The sequence below is a fragment of the Jatrophihabitans lederbergiae genome, assembly GCF_031845305.1.
GTDB lineage: Bacteria > Actinomycetota > Actinomycetes > Mycobacteriales > Jatrophihabitantaceae > Jatrophihabitans_A > Jatrophihabitans_A lederbergiae.
In genome coordinates, this window is sequence record NZ_JAVREH010000032.1 from 11,818 (window position 1) to 35,110 (window position 23,293).

The 23,293-nt window shown below is 66.0% G+C and carries 15 protein-coding genes and 3 pseudogenes; 7 read left to right on the forward strand and 11 right to left on the reverse strand.

The window, feature by feature from the left end:
* Positions 1-61: 61 nt before the first annotated feature.
* From RM423_RS17775 to RM423_RS17795, 5 genes are all read right to left on the reverse strand, one after another.
* Positions 62-1,087 (reverse strand): enediyne biosynthesis protein UnbU, encoded by a 1,026-nt coding sequence (locus RM423_RS17775; protein ID WP_311424386.1) that lies wholly within the window; start codon positions 1,085-1,087, stop codon positions 62-64.
* On the reverse strand, positions 1,084-3,066 hold the full coding sequence (locus tag RM423_RS17780) for a CRTAC1 family protein (protein WP_311424387.1): 1,983 nt from the start codon (positions 3,064-3,066) through the stop codon (positions 1,084-1,086). Before RM423_RS17780 ends, RM423_RS17775 begins: the two co-directional genes overlap by 4 nt.
* On the reverse strand, positions 3,053-4,897 hold the full coding sequence (locus RM423_RS17785) for an NAD(P)/FAD-dependent oxidoreductase (RefSeq protein ID WP_311424388.1): 1,845 nt from the start codon (positions 4,895-4,897) through the stop codon (positions 3,053-3,055). Before RM423_RS17785 ends, RM423_RS17780 begins: the two co-directional genes overlap by 14 nt.
* Before the next feature lie 252 nt (positions 4,898-5,149).
* Positions 5,150-6,775, reverse strand: coding sequence for an MFS transporter (locus RM423_RS17790; RefSeq protein WP_311424389.1), 1,626 nt, complete (start codon positions 6,773-6,775; stop codon positions 5,150-5,152).
* A gap of 98 nt (positions 6,776-6,873) precedes the next feature.
* Positions 6,874-8,463 (reverse strand): acyl-CoA carboxylase subunit beta, encoded by a 1,590-nt coding sequence (locus tag RM423_RS17795; RefSeq protein WP_311424390.1) that lies wholly within the window; start codon positions 8,461-8,463, stop codon positions 6,874-6,876.
* Between the two features lie 249 nt (positions 8,464-8,712).
* Here RM423_RS17795 and RM423_RS17800 point away from each other — a divergent pair, with 249 nt between their 5' ends.
* From RM423_RS17800 to RM423_RS17810, 3 genes are read left to right on the forward strand one after another with little or no spacing between them, the layout of a single operon-like run.
* Entirely contained in the window at positions 8,713-9,981 is a 1,269-nt protein-coding gene (locus RM423_RS17800) for an ABC1 kinase family protein (protein ID WP_311424391.1), read from the forward strand.
* Between the two features lie 23 nt (positions 9,982-10,004).
* Complete coding sequence (locus RM423_RS17805) at positions 10,005-10,622, forward strand: carboxymuconolactone decarboxylase family protein (RefSeq protein ID WP_311424392.1); 618 nt, start codon at positions 10,005-10,007, stop codon at positions 10,620-10,622.
* Between the two features lie 12 nt (positions 10,623-10,634).
* The gene (locus RM423_RS17810) at positions 10,635-11,513 is read left to right on the forward strand and encodes an SDR family NAD(P)-dependent oxidoreductase (RefSeq protein ID WP_311424393.1); all 879 of its coding nucleotides are present in this window, start codon (positions 10,635-10,637) and stop codon (positions 11,511-11,513) included.
* A gap of 110 nt (positions 11,514-11,623) precedes the next feature.
* Here RM423_RS17810 and RM423_RS17815 read toward each other — a convergent pair whose 3' ends face one another.
* Both RM423_RS17815 and RM423_RS17820 read right to left on the reverse strand, forming a co-directional pair.
* Entirely contained in the window at positions 11,624-13,174 is a 1,551-nt protein-coding gene (locus tag RM423_RS17815) for a GMC family oxidoreductase (RefSeq protein ID WP_311424394.1), read from the reverse strand.
* Between the two features lie 7 nt (positions 13,175-13,181).
* Positions 13,182-14,135 (reverse strand): SAM-dependent methyltransferase, encoded by a 954-nt coding sequence (locus RM423_RS17820; RefSeq protein WP_311424395.1) that lies wholly within the window; start codon positions 14,133-14,135, stop codon positions 13,182-13,184.
* A 146-nt stretch (positions 14,136-14,281) separates the two neighbouring features.
* Here RM423_RS17820 and RM423_RS17825 point away from each other — a divergent pair, with 146 nt between their 5' ends.
* A complete protein-coding gene (locus RM423_RS17825) occupies positions 14,282-15,826 on the forward strand; it encodes a GMC family oxidoreductase (protein ID WP_311424396.1) in 1,545 nt (514 codons plus the stop codon).
* A 65-nt stretch (positions 15,827-15,891) separates the two neighbouring features.
* On the opposite strand, the gene RM423_RS17830 is transcribed toward RM423_RS17825, so the two are convergent.
* The 4 genes from RM423_RS17830 to RM423_RS17845 form a co-directional block, all read right to left on the reverse strand.
* The gene (locus tag RM423_RS17830; RefSeq protein ID WP_311424397.1) at positions 15,892-17,247 is read right to left on the reverse strand and encodes a cytochrome P450; all 1,356 of its coding nucleotides are present in this window, start codon (positions 17,245-17,247) and stop codon (positions 15,892-15,894) included.
* Entirely contained in the window at positions 17,244-18,227 is a 984-nt protein-coding gene (locus tag RM423_RS17835; RefSeq protein WP_311424398.1) for a DUF1702 family protein, read from the reverse strand. The genes RM423_RS17830 and RM423_RS17835 overlap by 4 nt, the downstream gene beginning before the upstream one ends.
* 111 nt (positions 18,228-18,338) lie before the next feature.
* A complete protein-coding gene (locus RM423_RS17840; RefSeq protein ID WP_311424399.1) occupies positions 18,339-19,151 on the reverse strand; it encodes a helix-turn-helix transcriptional regulator in 813 nt (270 codons plus the stop codon).
* 163 nt (positions 19,152-19,314) lie between these two features.
* Complete coding sequence (locus tag RM423_RS17845) at positions 19,315-19,728, reverse strand: hypothetical protein (RefSeq protein WP_311424400.1); 414 nt, start codon at positions 19,726-19,728, stop codon at positions 19,315-19,317.
* Positions 19,729-20,063: 335 nt separating this feature from the next.
* Here RM423_RS17845 and istA point away from each other — a divergent pair.
* The 3 pseudogenes from istA to RM423_RS17860 form a co-directional block, all read left to right on the forward strand.
* Positions 20,064-21,704, forward strand: a pseudogene (gene istA, locus RM423_RS17850) (IS21 family transposase).
* 15 nt (positions 21,705-21,719) lie between these two features.
* Positions 21,720-21,923 (forward strand): annotated as a pseudogene (locus RM423_RS17855) (ATP-binding protein); the annotation flags it as partial.
* Between the two features lie 319 nt (positions 21,924-22,242).
* A pseudogene (locus tag RM423_RS17860) lies at positions 22,243-22,682 on the forward strand (transposase); the annotation flags it as partial.
* Between the last annotated feature and the right edge of the window lie 611 nt (positions 22,683-23,293).

Below are 23,293 nucleotides of genomic sequence, written 5' to 3' on the forward strand. Positions count from 1 at the left end.
GGGGTCGACCGCCCACCCGGGTGCCGGCGGGCAGTGGGGGCTGCGGCGGGTCGATCGCCGCTCATAACGGCGTCGCTTCCAGGTCGGTTCTGTCGAGCGTTGTGGTGGGGACCTCTTCGTCGGACACCGTGGCCTCGGGCTCGCGTCGGGACAGGGATCGCTCGATGAGGGCGACCGACCACCAGCCGATGCCGCGGAGGGCGCATACGACCACGAGCGCGTAGAAAAGGGTGTAGGTGACGTTGAATTCCATCAGCACCCCGTAGATCACCGCAACGGAGCTGCCGAACATGAACTGCGCGCGCGGTTTCATCGGCGTCGTGCCCGGGTCGGTAATCATGTAGTTGGTGAAGAGGACGAACGCCACGCCGGTCATCGAACCCAGTGCGGAAAAAAGAGCGACGTCCCAGATGCCGTGTCGCACGAAAGCCTGGATGGCGAAGCCACCCATCCAACCGACGACCAGCGGCACCTTCCGGGTGAGCACGGCATTGAGGACAGTGCCGGCCGTGATCATGATGAGCGGGATCATTATCCGGAAGAATGTGTTTGCGTTCTCGGTGAACTGGTACGGCGGCGCGATGCTGACCCAGCTACCGAAACAAAGCAGCGAGACCGCGATGCCGAAGTTGGACGGGTTCATGAAGTGCCGCATCCGCCCGTTGATGGGCGCCTGGAAGACGTGCTTGCCTGCCACTCCCACGAACACCCCGAAAATGACCGGCAGGATCTGGTTGTTCGCGTACAGCAGCATGTTGACGGCAAGGGCCGTGATGTGGGCGGGCAGCAGGAATTCATAGATCCCACGCGGACCGCCGCCGAGGAACCGCGGCCGTCGCTGGTACGCCCAGGCGCTGATCAGTTCGAACGTGATCTCGACCGCGTAGCCCGTCAGCAGGGCGAAGACGGGCCACATGTAGGGCTGCTCGAAGCCGAGCAGGGCGTAGCCGAATACGTTGAAGATGGTGATCGACAGGGCGAAGTTGCGCAGTGCGAGATAGCGGGGATCGGGCTTCGGCTTCGAGGGCTTGGCCGTTGCGCTCGGTGGAGCACTGTCAGCCAGGGGACGGTTCGCGACAGCGGTCATCGGCTCGAAACCTCCTGAGCGGCGCTGATGAGCATGAGCGTGTGGACACCGGGCGTGAGTGAAAGCGTCTGTTGGTGAAGGCCGCCGTCGGCGTCATGCCATTGAATGTGGACGGATACCGGACCGCTGTACGAACCGACCCCGAAGTGGACGTCGAAGCTGCGGAATCCGACGTGTCCGCCGCCGCCATCGACCTGCGAGACCTGGCTGCCTCCCGGGGTCGTGATCCGGACGGTGGCGCCGTAGGCCGGCGTTCCGATCGACTCGAGGCCCTTGCCGGCAGCGGCTGGGTCGTTGGCCGGACGGTAGAGCTTGAGCTCGATCGACTTGCCGAGGTCCGGCGACTCGTTGGCGTAGAAAGCCGGCGGTCCCCATTGCCGGGCCACCGCGAAGTCCAGGGTGCCGGTGCCGGTCGTGTCGCCGGTGGCGATGGCGCGGGTCGGCGTCGGCACCGCGAGGCCCAATTCGGAGTTGATGTTTACGTAGGTGCCGCTGGAGTTCTTGGCGTAGAAGGCGATGGCCTCGTTGCCCGACATGTCGTCGCCGGGCTGGAAATTGGGCCACATGGCCGGGTTGCTCAGCAGATCGTCATTTTCCGTAGCCGCCTCCTGCAGCCAGTTCCAGCGATTGATGTCGCCCTTGATGAAGCCGTCGGTCTGAAGCACTTCCTGCTGGCCGTTGTTGAGGAAGTCACCCGTCTTGACGTCCCAGCACCAGCCGGTCCAGGCTAGGCCGTACTGCTGAGCCTTCTGGGTGAATGGGGCGACGCCCTTGCTCAGTTGCTGCGCCATGTCGGCATCATTCTTGGCATCGTTCATGAAGAGCAGGTTGCTCTCCTCCAAGCCCCAGGCCACGTTGATGTTGCTGATGAGGAAGTCGAATTTGCCCTCGCCGTTCAGGTCGGCGAAGTCGATACCCATGCCCTTGAAGGAGCCATTGCCGACGATGAAGGACTTGGGAGTCGTCGGCGTCCGCGCGCCTTTGGCCTCAAGAAACTTGACGTGGCCTCGAGTCGACTCGTTGTAGAGCAGGTGGCCATGGCCGAAATCGTTGGCGATGTAAATCTCGGGCAAGCCGTCACCGGTCAGATCGGCTCCGGAGACCGCCAGCGTCCATCCGGTAGAGATCTGGAACGGGATCGCCGCCTTCTCCTCGACGTATTGGGCGCTCGGATGGGCGCCCGACGTCGCGCTGTACCAGCGAAGCACGTGATCGCCGCCAGCGTTGTTTCCGGAGGACAGGCTGTTGGTCATCGAGACATTTCTCAGGCCGTTCGGATCCAGTACATCGGAGTCGGGGAAATAGTTGCCGATGATGATGGACGGATGCCCGCTGCCGTCCAGGTCTGCGATGTAGGCGGCGTCGGTGTTCCAGCGGGGTCCGTGGTACTTGCCGTCCGTCGACTCCGCGGGAATGAGCTCTCGCGCCAGATAGGCACCAGGTGCGGGCGTGTCAGCTGTCGACTTGGGGAGGAACAATATCGGAGTGCGGCCCCAGTACGTCACGAGGAAACCGATGCGACCGTCGCCGGTGAAGTCGCCGGCCGCGCAGCCCGTCGGTGCCATCGTGTTGTCGTAGGGCAATGGCGTCGGGTTCAGGACGAACGGAGTGAACCTGTCAGCGACCCGTGCGGTGGGCGTGTACGTGACGATCACATCGTTGGTCCGGGTGTCGACGATGCACATGCCGTCCGCGCGGCCATGGCCGGTGACGTCGTTGATGGCGACGCTTGCTCCGACAGCTGAGATCCAGGAACGGATCTTCTCGAACGCCGGGTTCACCTGCCGGATCGTGTTCATGTGCTGGTTGTTGTAACCGGGGGGTAACGCGATCGGCTGTTCCTGGAACTTGTAGTGGGCGGCGGTCTGTGCTTCGCCCGAGACGGCGACCGCCGAGCTCCCGCCGACGTACAGCGATGCGCCGACCACGATGGCGAGCACTCCGGGGAGCAGTCGACGCAGACGCTTACTCAGCCTCACTGCGATCTCCTTTCGAAACGTCTTGAAGGTCTGGGGAACTCTGGAGTGGCGCGCCGCCACTGTGGTGTGCCGCAAGTGCGGGCACAGCTGTGGCGAGTTCGGGATGCGCGGCCAGGGCGGGCGCGGTGTGGCGCCAGTCGCCGTTGTCGGCGGAGAAGACATCGCGCACGGCGGAGAAACTGCGCCGCCACGCATCGCGCGCCTCACCCAGCATGAAGCCGGCGCTATCCAGGGCGTAGGTCGACAAGGGGAAGTCGCAATTGTCTCGGAAGACGGCGTCGCCGTGCCGTCGGTACCACAGGACGTGCCGGGCGCCGGGAAGCAACGTGAAGGTCGCTGTGGCGGTCTTCTTCGGATCGCCAAACCCCATGTACGGCGGCAAGAAGTCGATCGCGCCGAATCGGGCGAAGATGCGGTCGCTGGCCTCCCGGTGGGTCAGCCGGCCCTCGATGACGGCATCCATGTCGGCACGCGAGGCGCGGGTCATGTCAATGACACCAGGAAGGTGACTGCCCAGCACTCCGATACGCCCTGGCTCGGTCGTCTGCTGTAGGTGCAGGCGATCCTTCGTCTTGTGATAGCGCATCAGCAGGGACAGCGGACCGAACGTACCGAGCAGGCTTCCCATCACCCAGTTGCGATTCCAGGCATTCCACGTGTCGTAGTCGGCGAACGAGTCGAACGAGCCCGACACGACCGTGTCATAGTGATCGAACCCTCGGTTGACCACGTCTTCCATGAACTTGAACCGCTCGGTCGCGTAATCGTTCTCGGCGACGGCTCCCAGCAGTTCCTCCGCGATTAGGTCGACCGCGGCGATGAGTACCGACATCCCGCTTGAGTAGAGCGGGTCGATGAAGGCTGCCGCGTGCGGAAGCTGGATCAGGCGAGGCGCAAGGAGATGTTTCGAGGAGTACTGGATGCGGCCCGATCTGACCCAGGGCCGCGCGGCGTCCGCGTCGGCAAAGTGCCGCGCCACCGTCGGGTAGGCAGAGATGATCCGGCGGAACTCCTCTTGCGGCGTCCCGCGCGGCTCGGGGTATTTGCGCCGGTCGAGCATCAGCCCGACGCTCGTCAGCGGGTTGGTGGCATCGCGATGATTGCCGAACGGGATCACCCACATCCAGCCACCATCGAAGACGTGATGCATGGTGGATTGACCGAGCGGCGAGATCAGGTCGCGCTGGGCTTCGGGGTTCAGTAGCAGGTCGGCGCTCCGGATACCCGTCATGTGGGTGTAGATCGCGCGTGTGTTGGTTCGAAAGCGGGGCACCTCATCGCGCAGCCCGAGTTGGTCCGAGACCATCGAGCGCATTCCCGAAGCGTCGATGAGGAGTTTGGCACGGAAGGTGTCACCCGAGTCCGCGCGCAGCTCGACCTCGTCCTCGCCGAAGGAGATCGCGGTGATGCGCGTCTGGGATCGGAACGTCGCGCCATACTTCGTCGACAGCGCGGCGAGGAAGGCGTCGGTGTCCTGGCGAAACAGGTGCGAATCCGGGCCGACCGGCGGAGCGAGCGTGCCGAACTGGTTGATCTCTTCGGGCCGGTTCTCTTCGCCAGGACGGTGATACATGAAGCCGAACGAACGCTTTACGCCGCAGTTGCTGCTCACGTGCTTGCGCACTTGGTGGAACGTGCCTATCCATCCGATCTCCGGGACACCGTACTTGTCGGCGACGATACGCATACGCAGGCCGGTTTCGGGAATCAGGGATTCGCCGATCGCGAATCTCGGATGGCTCGCCCCCTCGAGCAAGAGAGTCGAGACGCCGTGCCGAGCAAGGATGCACGCGAGCATGGAGCCGCCGAGTCCCGAGCCGAGGATTGCCACTTCATATCGCTGTGTACTCATGGTTCTCCAGATCGAGGTTGTCGTGACGGAGTGTCCGTGACCGCACTAGCCAGCCGCCGTAATGAGCATGCGGCTGCGGTTCCTGCCAGGCTTCTCTCGCCTTGCCGTTGAGTTTCACCCAATGCAATAGGGCAATGGTTGCTTGCAGTAGGTGATCTTTCGGACCGCGTCGGCCGATGAAGGGTCGCCCCGACGCGGGCACCGCGCCCGCCGCCGATTCCGCCGGCGATGTCAGGGTGTTGTCGCACCCAGTTCGCCGGTGATCTCTTCGAGCGGGCGGTGCTTCGTCTCCGGACCGATCCAGAGGAACAGGATCGCCGCCAGGAGCAGCGGCACCGCTCCGATCAGCGCTGTCATGGCCATCGACGGAACGGTCGTGGCCGCGACAACGACCGCGATGATGACGACTCCGCCCAGTTTGGCCATGCCGGCTGCCAGACCCGAACCGCGCGAACGCAGCATCGTCGGATAAACCTCAGCGGCGTAAGCGGAGACCACCGCTGCCACCGAACTGATGGCCGATAGCGGAATGACGAGCAGCAGCGAGAGCGCGAGCCGATGGTGGGCAAGTGAGTTGCCGGCCACAACAAAGCCGCTCAGGGTGAGCGCCGCTGCCACCGACAGGGCGACAATCGTCTTTCGGCTGCCCCACCATCCGTAGGCGGCGGCCACCAGCACGGTGAAGGGCAGCCCCAACAGTGCCGCGTTGCGAATGACATAGGCCGAGTTCACTGCCGAAAATCCCAGGTGCTGCAGGTTCGTGGGAATCCAGAGCTGGAAGCCGAAGGTGACGAGGCCGGTGCCGACGGCCAGCACCATGATCGCCAGCGTCGTGCCCGCGAAAGGGGGTTGGAAGAGCCGGCGAAAGCCCTGATAGCTGGATTGGTCGGACGTCCCGGCCTCGATCGGCACCTCTCGCACGTCCGCGCCGAACCTCGTCATGATGGCTCTGGCCTCGTCGTCCCGGCCGCGGACGATCAGGTAGCGGGGCGATTCGGGAATCCAGCGGTTCAACGCGATGAACAGCAACCCGGTCGGCAGGCCGATAAGCCAGAGGATGCGCCAGCTATAGGTCGCCGTCAACCATTCCGCCAGCCAGCTCGTGGCAACGTACGCGCCGGCGATGTCGCCGCCGACCAGCACCATCAGCCAGCCTCGGTGGCGCGCGGGAATGGTCTCAGCCATCAGCGCGAACGCGATCGGAAGCATTCCTCCGACGCCAATTCCCATCAGGAAGCACATCAGCAGGTTCCAGCTGAAGCCCGGCATCGCACCGCAGATGGACGTGGTGACGAAGAGGATCCCGGCGAGCAGGATCGCCGATCTGCGGCCGATCCGATCGCCGAGCGAACCCCAGACCCACGACCCGAGTACCGTTCCGCCAATTCCCATCAGCGGCAGCCAGGACACCGGGATGTGCCCATGCGGGTTCGCGGGTGACTTCAGGCCGTACTCGCGCGCGACGCCGGGCACGACGAACGACAGCGTCGCCGGCTTCATGACGTCGATCGTGATCGCGACGGCGAGCACGACGAGCAGGGCGATGTGCTGGCCTCGGATGGGCGCGTCGTCGGCGGGCGCGACCCGGATGCGCCTAATCGATAGCTGCAGGTCGCCGCCGCCGCGTGCGGGCAGCACGCCGTACGTCACCGCGGCCAGCCCGAGGCCGATCAGCACCATTCCGGTGATCATCGTCGCGTCCGGTCTCATGCCAGACATGACGTAGTGCATCTGGCGTGCACCGAAATACATCGGCAGGTGCAAGATCACGCCCGTGCTGCACGCCAACACACCCAACCAGAAGGCGAGGGGGTGTTCGAACTTTCCCCTGGTTGGTGGATTAACCCGTGACGTCATGTATATTCCTCTCGGTCGACGAACGCTGCAGCTGAAGCTAGGGGTCATCGCCGCACAAAACTTCTTCCAATTTGCCGATCCGTGAAGGGGTTGCCGCGTCAGCCCGGCTGGTTGCCGTGCTTGCGCTCGATCACATCGGCACGTTTGCCTTGCAACAAGCGCAGGGTTCGGGCAATGACGGCTCGGGTATCACGTGGGTCGATGATGTCGTCGACCAGCCCGCGTTCGGCCGCGTAGTAGGGATGCATCATCTCGCTGCGGTACTCCTCGACCAGTTCCGCGCGAAGAGCGGTGGGATCTGCCGAGGCCACGATGCGCCGACCATGGACGACACTCACCGCGCCGTCCGCGCCCATTACCGCGATTTCGTTACCCGGCCAGGCGAAAGAGGCATCGCACCCGATCGACCGAGAGTCCATGACGATGTAGGCGCCGCCGTACGCCTTGCGCAGGATTACCTGGATCCGCGGCACGGTCGCCTCGCAATACGCGTAGAGCAATTTTGCGCCGTGCCGAATGATTCCGCCACGCTCCTGATCTAGACCCGGCAGGAATCCCGGCACGTCCACCAGGGTGACAAGCGGGATGTTGAACGCGTCGCAGGTGCGCACGAATCGCGCTGCCTTGTCCGAGGCATCGATGTCTAGTACGCCGGCTCGCACGATGGGCTGATTGCCCACGATGCCCACGGTGCGGCCATCGATGCGGGCGAGGCCACAGACCACGCTCTGTGCCCAGGCGTCCTGAACCTCGAGGAACTCCCCTTCGTCGACGAGTTCGGCCACCACGTCGCGCATGTCGTATGGCTTGACGGGGTCGGCCGGAACGATGTCGAGTAACCGCTCGCACGAGCGCTCCGGTGAATCCTCCACCGCGTAGGACGGCGGAAGGGTACGGCTGTTCGGTGGCAGCAGCGCAAGCAGATGCCGGACGTCATCGAGGCAGGTCGCTTCGTCGTCGTAGACGAAGGTGGCGGTCCCGGAGGTTGTCGCGTGCATGTCGGCACCGCCCAGCATCTCTTGCGTCACCTCCGCGCCGGTCACCTCCCTCACCACATCGGGTCCGGTGAGAAACATGTAGGAGGTCTCTCGCACCATGAAGATGAAGTCCGTGAGCGCGGGGGAGTACGCGGCGCCGCCTGCGCAGGGTCCGAGGATGACGCTGATCTGCGGGATCACGCCGGAGGCGCGGACGTTGCGCGAGAACACTCCACCGTACCCGGCAAGCGCCGAGACGCCGTCCTGGATACGGGCACCGCCGCTGTCATTGAGGGCGACCAGCGGCGAACCGGTCGCGATCGCCAAATCCATCACCTTGTGGATCTTCTGAGCGTGCACCTGATCGAGCGCGCCGCCGAAGATCCTGAAATCCTGCGCGTAGACGAACACGGTGCGCCCGTGCACCGTGCCCGATCCGGTGATGACGCCACCCGTGTGCGGTTCGGTCGGGGCGTCGCGTGGTAAGCGCCTGCGGTACAGGTCGAGCTCGGCGAAGGAACCGTCGTCGAGCAACAGGTCGATTCGCTCGCGGGCCGACAGCTTGCGCTTGGCGTGCTGGCGGGCGGTGGCCTCGGAGTCGCCACGCAGCACGCGCTCCCGCAGGTCCAGCCAGGCATTGAGCGAGTCCCGGGTCGAGAGCGATTCAGCCTCCGTGGAGACAGGGTCGTGCTCGTTTCGGCCATGGTTCACGAGCCAAAGTATTGGAGCGGTGGCGAAAGTCTTGCTTCTCCTGCACTGCCCAGGGGTTCGTCGATGACCAGGCGAAACGCAGCATCGACGCTGTCTCGGCGGGCACGCTCGGAGTAGTACGAGCCCTGCATCCCCGCCAAGGATTGGCTAGATCGAATTCGCACAGCTAACGACGTGAGCGTGCTCGTTCGCGCCGCTCGCCCATCGGCAGGAGAACCGGACTTGGCTCATCCAGCTGCAAGATCCTTCGTGGACCGGCCCGGCGTGGTGCTTCGCTCCCTGCGGGTGGGTGGCATCGTGCTCTGCTACGCCGTCGCCTTTGGACCGCGCGCGATGGGCGAGCGTCTGCTGGGCCGGCAGTGGGCGCGCGGCGGGGACCGCTTGACGTCGTTGCTGATCTCGCTCGGGCCGTCGTACATCAAGATCGGGCAGTTGCTGAGCACCCGGCGTGATCTGCTGCCCGAGCGGGTGTGCGAGGCGCTGAGCCGGCTGACGGACGCGACCCCTCCGCCGCGGCGGGCGCAGCTGGAGCGCGCGCTCGGCCGTGCGTACCGCGGCCAGGAGTGGCCGTTCGCCGAGTTCGGTTGGACTCCGGTGGCGACTGGAAGCATCGCGACGGTTCACCGCGCAGTCACCTTGGACGGCCGACAGGTGGCGGTGAAGGTGCGCAGACCCGGTATCGACCGCGTGATGCGACGTGATTTCCGTTTGACCGCGCTGGCCATCGACGCGGTGAAGCGGTTGCCGATGCTGACCTCGATGCCCATCGCGGTCATGCACGCCCAGGTGGGTGAGGCGATATTGCGCCAGCTGGATCTGGCGGCGGAGGCCGCGGCGCTCGGCGAGCTGGGCAGGAACCTGAGAGAGTTTCCCTGGATACGCATTCCGGCTCCGCTGCCCGAGCTCTCCCGCGACGAGGTGCTGGTGATGGAGTTCGTGGCGGGGCTGGTCCGCGCCGCGCCGGAGTCACTTTCCAAGGACGCCCGCTGCGCCGCCGGACGCCGGGTGATGTCCGCGGTCTATGAGATGCTCTTCATGGATGGGCTGGTGCATTGCGACCTGCACCCGGGAAACCTCTACATCGACGGCGATGGGTGTCTGGTCATCCTCGACGCTGGCTTCGTCATCAAGCTTCCCGAGCAGGTCCGCGCTTCTTTCGCGGACTTCTTCATCAACCTGGCCTTGGGCAACGGGCCGCTCTGTGCCGAGATCATGATCGAAAGCACGGCTGGTCTGGCTGAGAACAGTGATCTGAGCGGATTTCGCGCTGCGCTCGTCGAGCTGGTCGCGGAGTCGACGGGCACGCGCTCCAGCGATTTCAATCTGGCGAAATTCGCCGGACGGCTCTTTTCGCTCCAGCGCGCCTACGGTCTCTTTCCGGTCCCCGAGTTCGCGTTTCCTCTGCTGTCGTTGCTTGTTGTCGAGGGCATCGTCCAGGGCCTCGACCCCGAACTGGATTTTCAAGCGGAGGCAATGCCCGTGCTCCGTCGAAGGAACATGCCACGCGATGTCAGTTAGCCAACAAGAAGGAGTGGTTCAGAATGGATGGAAACCCAGGAGCCCGTGTTCCACTGATCAACGAGGCGGACGCGACCGGACAGCTCGCGGAGCTGTACGGCCGTGCCAAGGAGGTGACCGGGCTGGACTTCGTCCCCGACATGTTCCGGCTCGTCTCCTCCCGCCCGGAACTGATGGGAGCCATGCTCGCCGGCTTCGACGGCGTTTTCAATCACGGCAAGCTACCCCGGCAGACGCGGGAGCTGATCTCGGCGTGGACGTCAAAAGTGAATCAATGCCCCTACTGTGTCGGCACGCATAGCTTCTTCCTGCAAGCCTTCGGCGGTAGCGCGGAGTTGGCCAAGGCAATCGCGACGGCGGACTCACCGGACGATCTGCCTGTGGATGCTCGCACCCGGGTTCTCTTGCACCTGCTGACCAAACTCAGCCGTAGCGCTTACCGGATCACCGACAGTGACTGGCAGGTGGCTCGGGACGCCGGCTGGACCGACGACGACCTTCTCGAGGCGTTCTTCTGCGCCGCACTGTTCAACTTCATCACCCGGCTGGTCGACGGCCTCGGGCTCGGCACCTCGACGACCAGCAGCCGCATCTCTCAGCAGGATCTGCCGGGCGGCGCCGAGGCCGCCGCGGCCGGATGAGAGGGGCTGCAGATGAACCCCTCCAACGCGGTTCTCATCACCGGCATCTCATCGGTGAGCGGACTTTCCTCAGGTACCGGAAGGGCTCTCGCGTTCCGGCTGCACCGAGCAGGATGGCCCGTCTATGCCAGCGGACGAAGCCTGGAGGGTCTGGGCGACCTGGCCGAAGCGGGCATCACCACCCTGCGGGTCGACATGACGGACGAGGAATCGATGATTGCTGCGGTGCAGCGCATCACCGCTGAGCACGGCGCGGTCGGGGTACTGGTCAATAACGCCGCGTACAGCCTCAACGGCACGATCGAGCAGAGTCCGATGGATGAGGTCCGCCGCCAATTCGAGACCAATGTCTTCGGGTTGTCCCGCATGACCCAGCTCGTCCTGCCGGGCATGCGGGAGCAGCGATCGGGTCGGATCGTCATCATGTCCTCGATCTTCGGGCTCTTCGCGACTCCGGGGCGCGGCTACTACGAGGCGACCAAGCATGCGTTAGAGGCGATCGGGGACTCGCTGCGGTTGGAGGTACGCCGCTTCGGGATCAGGGTCGTGATCATCGAGCCCTCGCCCATCCTCGGCGGGTTCGTACCGACCACCGTGGGTGACCTCGGGCTCGCTCCCGACTCCACCGTCGATGACCCGTACGGCGACTTCTGGGAACGCTTCGTCGTCTGGCACGGGGCGTACCGCGAGGTCGAGCATCCGAAGGGCCGCGGCCGCCTTTCGCTGCGCTCGGGGGACGTCGCCGCGCTGCTGGAGAAGGCGATCACCGTGCGCAATCCCCGGATCCGCTATCGGCTAGGCATTCCGGTGCGGCTATTGCGACCGCAGCGTGTGATCTTCGGGGAACGGGCTTGGGAGAAGTTCGTCCGTACGTTCTTTCCTACGCCTTAGCAGGCGCCCCGGCTGGTCGACCCAGCCGGTTCGGGGCACCGTCTCCAGTCACCGAACGACGGCACCCGCCGGCAGCAGATCTCACCCGCGGGGTCCGGTCGTGTTCGCCGTTATTGCGCCTCACGAAGTAGCGCGGCCGCCCGCTCGCCGATCATCACGACGCTCAGGTGGGTGTTTGCGCACACCATGCTGGGCATGATGGAGGCGTCCACGACGTGGAGGTTCTTCACTCCGTGCACGGCGCACTGTTGATCAACCACCGCGAGCGGGTCGTCGGCGGGCCCCATCCGTGCAGTTCCCACCGGGTTGTAGGCGCTGTCGACGGCCCGTTCGAGGTAGCTGCGCAGTGCCTCGTCGTCGTCCATGACGCTCTCGTCAAGCGCAACGAGCTGCTCGCCCTTGTCGCAAATCTTCGGTGAGCGGGCCAGCTTCCAGCAACTTCTGACGCCGTCCGCGAGCAGGCCGTAGTCGCGCTCGTCGGAAAGGAAGCCCAGATCCACGCGCGGCGCGGCGTACGGGTTGGCCGCTGCGAGGGTGACGCGGCCGCGTGAGTGCTGTCGCCGGAGCACGACCATCACTCCGAACACCGTTCTCGCGCCGGCAACGCGTCGCAGCTCGGGAAAGTGCATGGTGAGATCGAAGCGATTGACCATGGCCAGGTACTGATCGTTGAACCGGCTTCCGCTGGTGCGGGTCACGATCTGCCCGGTCGACTTGCCCTCGTTCTCATATCCCGGCTTCGGCGTCATGAACACGCCGATGCGCGGCTGGTCGGTCAGATTCGCGCCCACGCCAGCCAGATCGGCCCGCACCGGGATGCCTAGCGCGCGCAGATCCTCCGCGGGCCCGATCCCTGAGCGGAGCAGGACGGCCGGGGTGGCGACCGCACCGGCCGCCAGGATCACTCGGCGCCCTCGGACCTCGCCGTACGCGCCGCCGTCCACGGACAGGACCACACCCGTCGCGCGACCGTGCTCGAACACGATCCGGTCGACAAGCGCGTGCGGCAGGATCGCGAGATTCTCGCGCGTGCTGGCCCGCCAGAGATAGGCGCCCGTCGCCGAAACGCGGATCCTGGGGTCGCGCCGGTTCGACGGAATCGGTCCGACGCCGGTCGACTCGGGGTGGTTGTGGTCCTCTGCCCACGGATGGCCGGCATCGCGGCAGACGTCGAGGAAGGACTGCTGCACCTCTGTCAGCTCCTCCGGGCGCCAGCGTCGGATCGGCACGGGGCCGCTGCCGCCGTGGACGTCGCTTTCGCCGAAATCCAGATCGTCCTCGAGCGCGCGGAACACCGGCAACACATGCTCCCAGGACCACAGCGGGTTGCCTGCGGCCGCCCACTCGTCGTAATCCTCGGGCGTTCCGCGGATCACGACCGTGTTACCTACCGCCGACGAGCCGCCGGTGACCTTTCCGAGCGGGTACATGGCGCGGCGGTCACGGGTGAGTTGAGCGGTGTAGCCCCAGCTGTGCTTCACCAGCGACATCGCGTTGGCATCCAGCAGGTCCTCCGGAGTCGCCGCCTCGCTCGGGTAGTGCCGGCCGGCCTCGACCAGCAGCACACGCCGGCGGGGGTCCTCGCTCAGGCGCGCGGCCAGAACGGCGCCGGCACTGCCTGCCCCCACGATGATGTCGTCATAGGTACTCGATACCGGCATGCCTGCCTCACCGCTTCCGGGCGAGGCCGCACCACATGGGCAACGGCTTCGGCCCCGGAGCTCCCGACGCCGGGCGCCAGAGTTCTGTCTGCACCACCCCGGGCGGCACCGCCTCCATGCCGTGGAAGAACCGCTCCACCTCGGCCCGGGTGCGGCGCACCACGGAGTCGCCGGTCTGCTTGTCCATCTCGGTAAGCATCGCGTTCAGCGCGGTGTCCTCCTCGGCCTTGGCGAAGTGGGACAGTGCCAGATAGCTGCCGGACGGGACTGCGGCCAGCAGGTCAGCCATGATCTGCTCTGGCCGGCCGACATCATCGACGAAGTGCAGCACGCCGAACAGGATGAGCCCCACGGGCTTGGAGAAATCCAGCGTCGCGGCGGCCCGGCCAAGGATGTCCTTCGGCTTCCGGAAATCCGCGTCGAGGAAGACGGTATCGGCATCGGAGTCCAGCAGGGACTGACCGTGGGCAGCAACCGACGGCTCGTTGTCGACATAGACGACCCGGCAACCGGTCGCAACCGCGCGCGCCGCCTCATGCGTGTTGCCCACGGTCGGCAAGCCGCTGGCAAGATCGAGGAACTGCCGGATCTCGCACTCGCCCGCGAGGTAGCCGACGATGCGCTGGAGGGCGTCGCGGGCCGCATGCAGATCGACCCGCACCCCGTCGATGCCGCCGGGGTCGCCCGGCCAGTTGACGAACGCATTGTCAGCCACCGCGCGATCGGAAGCGAAGTTCGCATTCCCCCCGAGCAGGTAGTCCATGATCCGCGCCGAGTTGGGAATCATGGCGTTCACGCCGACCGGCGCCTCTTCGACCGCTGTTGTCGATGAATTCTCTGGCATGCTGCAGCCTCCTTCGCGCCGCGGCACCGGGGCACGCGGCTGGGTCCACTCCAGCGTGAGGCGGTGGCCGGCCGGGGGCTTCTTGCTCCGTGCCCCGGGCACGTGGGTGCCGAGCAACGCCGAAGTAGCCGGCCGGGTCGGCCGGCGTAACGCTTGGCTGCGGGGGCGCGGATTCTTGTGGCGCCCTGGTGACGAGTGCCTGCTGGCGGGGGACGCTCGCTCCGCGTTGAACCCTCCGCCTTCCGGTGGTTGCGAGGATATGGATGACGACTGACTACGACGACATCATCATCGGCGCCGGTTCTGCGGGCACCGTGCTGGCGGCACGACTGTCTGAAGACGCTTCGCGGCGCGTGCTCCTTCTTGAGGCAGGCCCAGACTATTCAACGCCGTCCGTGACGCCCGACGACATCCGCATCGGCAACGGGATGTCCTTCTCCAATCACGATTGGCAGTTCAAGGCTGACATTCACGAGGGCCGTCGGATTCGCTACCCGCGGGGAAGAGTGACCGGCGGTTCGTCGGCCGTCGGTGCCGGGGTCGCGCTGCGCGGAACGCCTGACGATTACGACCAATGGGCAGCGGCCGGCAATCCGGCCTGGTCCTGGCAGCAGGTGCTACCGTACTTCCGGCGCCTTGAGAACGACCTGGATTTCGATGGTGAATACCACGGCAAGGGCGGCCCGTACCCAATCTGCCGTTGGCGCCCGGACGAGCTGGTGCCGGCGCAGGTGGCCTTTGTCGAAGCTTGCCGGGGGGCAGGCTTTCCTGAAGTGGAGGACCACAACCATCCTGACGCGACAGGGGTGGGCCCGATCCCCTCGAACCGGCGCGACGGCCTGCACCGGGTCACTGCCGCGATGGCCTACCTGGCGCCTGCCCGTGAGCGTGCCAACCTCGAGATCCGGGCGCACACCGTCGTCGACCGGATCGTCTTCGAGGGAGAGCGGGCCGCCGGCGTCATCGCTTGCGCCGACGGTGGCGAGTACCAGACGATCAGCGCGCGACGGGTGATCCTGGCTGCCGGGGCAGTGGGGTCTCCGATGATCCTTCTGCGATCCGGCATCGGCACGGCTGGGGAGCTACGTCGGCTGGGCATCGATTGCCGGGCAGACCTGCCCGGGGTCGGCGCCAACATGGTGGATCACCAGCGAACCGGCGTGTTCCTCACGCCGCGCCCGGGCGCCTGCGACCCCTCCGGTCCATTCCTGCAGACGCTCCTTCGCACGACCGCCCCGGGCTCTGATGAGACGAACGATCTGCAGTACTATATGGTAAATCACTTCGACCTGAAGCACTTCCCGGAGCTCCAGATGCTCTCGGGTACGACGATGATCCTCGGCGTCATGGTCGTCTCGCAGCGACCTCGATCCCGCGGCACGCTCGCCTTGACGTCGGCCGACCCGCTGGCGCCGCCGCGGATCGACCTGAACTTCCTGGGGGACGGCGGCCGCGAGCTCGATCTACTCGTGGAGGGTGTGCGCACCTCCTGGCGGCTGGCCAACCATCCGGGGATCCGCCGGCTGGGACAGGGGTTCCTGCTGCTGCGCGAGTCGGTGATCGAGGATGACGACATGATCCGGCAGTACGCCAGGTCGAGCGTGGACAGTGCATACCACCCGGTCGGTACGGCACGGATGGGGCCGGTGCAGGACGCCATGAGCGTGGTGGACGAGCGCTGCTCGGTACACGGGTTCGAGTCCCTCTACGTGTGCGACGCCTCGGTGATGCCCAACACGGTGCGCGCGAACACGAACCTCAGCTCCATCATGATCGGCGAGCGCGCGGCCGATTGGCTGCGTACCTAGCCGCGAGGAGCCGGCCAGACGGATAGGTCCGGCCGGTTTCATATCGGACGAGCCGCCGGTTTGCCTCAGGGCGCCGGACGAACGGTCATCGGCAGGCCCCCACGGATGCGCAGGGTCAGCATCGCCTCGCCGGTCACCTGGTACCCCGGCACCTTGGTCAGCCGCAGGTCGCGCGCGACCGTGGCGAGCACGACGGTGGCCTCCAACATGCCCAGGCTGTTGCCGACGCAGAACCGTGGCCCCGCCCCGAACGGGATGTAGGAGTAGCGGTGTCGACCGACCGACCCCTCGGGGGTGAACCGTTCCGGATCGAACCGTTCGGGCTCCGTCCAGAACGCCGGGTGCCGGTGCAGAAGGTAAGGGCAGAGCAGCACGTCGCCGCCGGCCGCGACACCGAAGCCGCCGATCTTGTCGTCAGCGCGGGCAATGCGGGGAAGCAGCCAGACCGGCGGGTAGAGGCGCAGAACCTCGTCGAGAACCTTCGTCGTGTACGTGAGCTGGTGCAGGCTGTCGGTGGTCAGCGGACCTTGGCCGAAAACCGCAACGGCCTCAGCGTGCAGCAGCTCCCACACGTCCGGATGCTCATCGAGCAGATGGAATGCCCAACTCAGCGTGCTGGCAGTCGTCTCGTGCCCGGCAAGCAGTAGCGTGACCAGCTCGTCGCGTATCCGGACCCGTACCTGGTGCTGGTCGTCTTCGGGACCGACTGACTCGAGCAAGCGCGAGATGACGTCGTCGCCACCGGCATCGGCGGAGCCATCGGCCAGCTGGTCGACGATGCGCTGCAGATCCCGCCTGGCACGTCGAAAGCGTGCCTGCAGGGGCAGCGGAAGCCAGAGCGGCACCAGGCCGAGGGTGATGGCGTCGAACATCGCCTGGTTCTGCACAGCCTCGAACGAGGCGCCGAGCGACCCGAACTCACCGAGGTCGGCCTCGATCAGCGTTCGACCGAGTACGCCCAGGGCGACGCCGGTCATCTCGGCACGCATGTCGACGGGCCCGCTACGGACGTGGGAGCGAAGCCGCCTGACCAGACCTTCGGCCTCAGCGTTGATGGAATCGAGCTGGCCCACGATCCGCCGTGTCTGAAAGACAGGCTGGATCGTCTTGCGCTGCCTGTGCCACAGCTCGCCCTCGCTGGTGAGCAGGCCGTCACCGAGAGCGCGCCTGGCGTGCACTATGCCGAGGCCCTTGGTGTAGTTCTCGGCATTGTCGGCGAGCACATGCTTTGCATGTTCGGGGTGGTTGAAAAAGTGCAGTGTCTTGGGGCCGAGCGGAAGGCGGACTGCGTCGCCGTACCGAGTCGCCGCCCAGGTCATCACGTCGAGACGGCTTCGTAGCATCTTGGCAATGACGGAAAGTGCCGAAGTACCCCGCGGGCCGGGGAGCTGGCGGCCGGCCGACGACGCGGTGACGGTCACGGAATTGCCCTGTGCAGTTCGACGAGCCCTGAAGCGATGCGTCGCCGCCACTGCTCGTAGGAGGTGAGTTCGGAGCGATCGAACGACTGAGCGCGAGTCTCATCGGCGAGCTCGGACGCCTCCGCCGGCGTGACGCCGCACAGTAGGGAGGCCGCGAGCGTGGTGTGCGGCATCACGAGATCTGCCTTGAATCGGGCGGCCGCGCCGAACACCGAACCCTGGGCCACCTCCGGCAGGTATTGGTCGGCGCGCAGCTTGAAGGTCCGCAGTTCGTCTAGGTCTGCCGCGCCCGCGTATGTCGCGGCGAGGCCAGCGCCGGCGTAGAGATCGGGGCGCCGGGTCTCGTCGAAGGCATCGATCAGGTCGGCGGCCCGTTCGGGGTCGGCCCCGCCGACGAACCAGATCGCCCGTCCGATGCCTTGGTCGATCACGCGGCCCGCGTAGGAAGTTGGGCCGCCGGTCGGCCACGGGAAGTTCAGGTGGCGGTACTGCTGGCGCACGTAGCGGTCGGTGTGGAAATAGGCCTGGTGAAATCCGTACCCGTCCAGGACCAGCCAGCGCAGCACCGGATCCTGCGCGGCGGCGGATGCCTTCACCCAGCGGAACCGCGGTAGCCGGGCCAACGCCCAGCCCACCCCGACGTACACCATATAAATATGGTTTCTGGCTCTGCCTTCGAGGAACTGGGTGACGAGGTTGCCGCCGAACGGCAGGCCGTCGCGGATCGCGAAGCCCATCCCGGCGCCCTCGTAAGCGAAACCGCGGATCTGCCGCGGCAGCTTTTCCAGGCACTCCTCGGCCTCTGCAGGTACCCGTGCCTCCGCAGCATAGGCGTATCCAGTCAGGAAGGTCTCGCCGATTGTCTCCAGCATCGCCCGCGCGGCGGGGCTCTTCTCGTGGAAACCGCGGACTGAAAGACTGGCTTCCGACGTATTCGGCGTCAGAATTCGGCGTCTGAGTGCTCGCCAACCGCTGGCCATTAGTTTCTCCTATCGCGGATTGTCGGAATGTGGCCTGCCTGATGAGGATTCTGGCAACCCGCCGGTTGGTGTGCCTACTCTCAACTTGCGCCGTGGAGACGTGGCACCGGGTCAGCGCAGCACGAGCCTCGTGGCCCGCGATGTATTCTGCATCGGCCCCGGAGGCAACCGGTTGTCCAACTCCGGCAACGCCAGCAGGATTGGCAGGTCGATAGTGTTCGTCGCCCGCATTCGGATGCCGAGCTTCACTGCGATGTCGGCACGCATGACCACGGGCTTGCTCGATCCCACGAAGACCGGCTTGCGCGCATCTGGGCGCGAGACGCTCTCGGACCAGTCCACCGCGACTGCAGTAGCGCGTACATACCATTGGCCGATGGGAACGGCACCGAGCCGGTATTCCAGCGCCCGGCAGCCGTCGGCATGTATGTCGAGGACGTCGCAGGAGGCGGGTAGTCCCTCGACGACAGGACCTTCGAAGGCTCCCACGTAGATTCGCAGCGGGGTATTGCTGGGGGGCAGCGTCAACGTCCCGTGCACCGTCCCCGATCCGCCGGGAGCGCTGACCTCGGGACGCGGCAACGCTGGTAGGCCGCTGTGCGACAGCGATCTGAACCGGGTCGGCGACACACCCACGCTACGGGTGAAGCGTGTGGTGAACGTCCCCAAACTATTGTAACCGACCATATAGGCGATGTCGGTAACGGTGAGCGTGGTCTCCTGCAGGAGGTTCTTCGCCCGAGACAGGCGGATCGCGGTCAGGAAGCGGCCGGGTGACGTGCCGGTAACTGATCGAAACACCCGCGAAAAATAAAACTTGCTGAGTATGGCGCTGTCCGCGATCTCATCCAATGAAAGCGGTTCATCATAGTGGTTCCACATCATGATTATTGCCCGTTCCACCGCAAGCCGGGAGGTATCCACTCAAGCCTCTTCCATTTGCACCGCCCGAATACTCCGGACGAATGGGGCATACATCTGCATACGCACCGCAGCAGTTGACTAAGTTGATGATCGACTTATGGCGGCGAACAGGTTTCTCCGAAATTGCCCGTATTCGTGCTTTACAGACCTCGTGCCACGTGGTTCATTGACTGGTCGATTTAGGCGCGATGGTCGGGATACTTCGCGGGCGACTGCGCCGAGCCAGTGGTCGAGCAACGGCGGCGCGGCCCGGTCCCAGGTCGTCGTCGACATCGGCCAGGAGCGGGTGGACCTGATTCGCATGCTGCGAGGCGTACGACGAACGCTTCGAGGCAGGCAGCATCGACCTCAGTTCGACCGACAGCAGCCCGGACGGGCATCGCTGGTGCAGCAAACCGCTGTCGTTCTGCTGCAGCGGGCTGAAGAGGGTTTCGATAGCGGCGTTGTCGCCGGCTGGCCCGACCTGACCCGTCGAACCGAGCATCCGAAGACGGACCAGTGTCCGCCGCAGCTTCCGGCTGGGGGCCTGATCGTCGCGGTCGCCGTGAAAATGGCATCCAGTGACATCACCGGCCATGGTGTGCGACGGCACTGTCGAGTGCGGCGAGGGCGACGAGGATTTCATCCGGTCCGCGATCGAGCAGCCCACGGTCCAGTTCGACCGCTCGTCCTTGAGTCGCGGAGGTAGATCTTGCCCTCGTCGGCTAGGATTTCGACAGTCGTCGCAACGTCTGGTCGTGACAGCCTGATCTGGCCCGGGTAGGACGGTTCGATCCGGTCCCACTTCACCGCTCGTAGTGACGGTTTGATGTGGCCCCACCTCGACACGCCGGGCTTCCTGTAACGGTTTGATGCAGCCGCACCCGAGCGTGATCTCCGAGATATCGGCGACGCCGAAGGGCAGGGGCGGGGATGGGGTCGAGAGTGGAGCTGTTCGCAGCAATCCGGTGCGACGAGCGGGTCGAGGGATTGTCGATCCGGCAGCTCGCCGAGCGGCACAAGGTGCACCGCCGCACGGTCCGGCAAACGATGGAGTCGGCGGTGCCGCCGGAGCGGAAGACGCCGGTGCGGGTGTCACGGCGGTTGGGGGAGTTCAAGCCGGTGATCGACAAGATGCTGCGCGAGGACCTCAACGCGCCCCGCAAGCAGAAGCACACCGCCCGGCGGGTGCTGGCGCGGCTGGTCGACGAGCACCAAATCGGAGCAGGTGTCGTACTCAACGGTGCGGGACTACGTCGCCCGCCGCCGTCCGGAGATCTTGATCGAGGCGGGGAAGCAGTTGGCGGCGGGGTTCGTGCCGCAGACCCACGCCTCGGGCGCGGAGGCCGAGGTCGACTACGCCGACCAGTGGGTGATCCTGCGGGGGGAAGACGAAGACGCGGTTGTTCACGCTGCGGATGTGTCGCACTCGGGCAAGGCGGTGCACCGGGCGTTCCCCACCCAAGGCCAGGAGGCGTTCCTCGAAGGCCACGTCGACGCCTTCGAGCAGCTCGGCGGCGTCCGGACCGTCCACATCCGCTACGACAACTTGAAGTCGGCGGTGTCGCGGGTGCTGGTCGGCGCAACCGGGTGGAGTCGCAGCGGTGGACGATGTTCCAAGCCCATATGGGGTTCGACGCGTTCTACTGCCAACCCGGCGTCGACGGCGCCCACGAGAAAGGCGGGGTCGAGGGTGAGGGCGACCGCTTCCGGCGCAACCACTGCGTCCCGATGCCGAAGGTCGACTCCATCGCCGCCCTCAACGAGCTGCTCGCTGCGGCCGACGCCAAGGACGACCACCGCCGCATCGCCAACCGCGCGTCGACGGTCGGCACGGACTTCGCGGTCGAGGCGCCGCTGCTGCGGCCGCTGCCCACGGCGGAGTTCCGACCTGGCTGACCCTTGAACCCGCGTCGACCGCTACGCGAGGGTGACGGTCCGGCAGTGTTTCTATTCGGTGCCGGCGAAGCTGATCGGCCGCCGCGTCCGGGTCCGGCTCGGCGCCTGCACCGTCACAGTCTTCGACGGCACCCGGCAGGTCGCGTTGCATGAGCGGGTCACCGTCCGCGGTGAGCAGCCGCTGAACCTGGACCACTACCTCGAGGTCCTGCAACGTAAACCCGGGGCGCTGCCCGGCGCGACCGCGCTGGTCCAGGCCCGAGCGTCGGGCTCGTTCACGCAGGCGCACGACGCGCGTTCTGGGCCGCCGCCCGTCACCAGCTCGGCGATGCGAAGGGCATCCGGGCGCTGGTGGAGGTGCTGCTGCACCGTCACCTTCCCGCGGACGACGTGATCGCCGGGATCACCGCCGCGCTGCGGGTCGCCTCGGTCAGCCTCGACGTCGTCGCGGTCGAGGGCCGCAAGAGCGTCCACCCCGGCGGACCTGTCCCGCTCGGGTTGATCCTGCCGCGGGTCGTCGACCTCCGCGCCCGCAGGGCCGAAGCCGAAGCCGAAGCCGACGTCCCGGCGGAACCGGCGGAACCGGCGGAACCGGCGGTCGAGCTTCCCGCCGACGCCCGGCCGTGGCCGTCGGTCGCACCCTACGACGACCTCCTGAAAGGAGCCGGCTCATGACCACCCGCAAAAGGCGTGACAGAGCAGGCCGCGGTCGCAGCGATCGACGGCGGCTGCCGAACCCTGCGACTGCCCACCATCCGGTCGAGGTTTGGCGAGATCGCTGCGGCCACGGAACGGGAGCAGTTGTCCTATCTGGGGTTCCTCGCCGAGCTGGTGATGGCTGAGTGCGACGACCGTGGCACCCGCCGGACAGTGCGGCGGATGAACGCCGCCGGACGCGGCACCGCAGCGGAGTCGATCTTCGCGATCTTGCGAGGGAGTCCAGCGCTGTCATCACCTCCCTGATGCAATGGCATCTGGTCGAGGACAACCCGACGCACCTCCTGACCCCATGTCGAGTCGCTGTGGGTCGGTCACACCCGCGTCGGGCGAGTGCGCGGCGACTGGATGACGGCAACTCCGCACCGAGCCTCGCCCAGTCCCTCGGTCGAGTAGTTGCCACTGCCGGCGGTCGGAAAGGCCGTCCAGGCACTGCTGTTCTGCGGGCTGATCCTAGACCTCGGTCCGCGGCCGGTCGGCGTGCTACTAGGGCATCCGCCGCGTGCTGCGCACCGGCGCGGACCTGCTCACCGACAAGCAACGTGCCCGCCTCAGCGCTGTATTCGCCGACCAGCGGCACGTCGAAGTCGAGGCCACCTGGGGCACCTACCAGCGCATCGTCGCCGCCTACCGCGACCCCGACCGTGCGGCCGCAAAGAAGGCCGTGACCGCGGTGATCACCTCGATCAGCGCGGGTGTCCCGAGACAGCTCAGCGAGCTGATCACGCTCGGGTGAACACTGAAACGTCGAGCCGCCGACGTCCTGGCCTACTTCGACCGGCCCGGCACCAGCAACGGCCCGACAGAGGCGATCTGCGGGCGCCTGGAACACCTCCGCGGCTCCGCCCTCGGCTTCCGCAACCTCACCAACTACATCGCAACATCACTACTCGAGACCGCGGCTTCAGACCGCAAATACACCCTCAATCCGGATGAGCCCGTTTCGTTTTCCTACCTTGCTCCTGACAGTGCGCGGGGGTGCCACGCTTCTGGTAACGCGCACAACGAGGGGGACCCAGCTCGCGTATGGGCGTCTGGCCGTGCCGGGCCAAGTTGGGGAGATTTAGGGGACACTCGCGCGGCTGCCCACCGACGGGCGCCTGCCTCGCCATCGTGTAGGGCCTCGGGCCGACGTCCGCTGCCGTGGGTGACACACGGATCCCGGAAATGCCTGCGACCTTGATCGCCGGAGTCGCGCGGTCGATTCGGCGACCAGGACTGGAGCAAAGATGGGCCTCCAGGTGGAGCGGAGGGTGGAGCAAACACTGGAGAATCGACCCGCTGGCAACGGCTCTGAACGGCCTTCAACGGCGCTGAATCGAGCCTGGACAATCCCGAATTCAGGCGATACATTCGTGAAAACGGGGGATAATAAATGCTGCCGTTCACCCTGGCAGTGTGGGGGTCAGGGGTTCGAATCCCGGGCCTTCGCCCCGAAAAGTGGACACGCGATTTGATTGTTATGCGGCCGGTCGTAGCGTAGCCGCGGTGGTGGTGTTCTCGTAGGTGATCGGGCTGCGGTAGCCGCAGGCGGAGTGCCGGCGGCG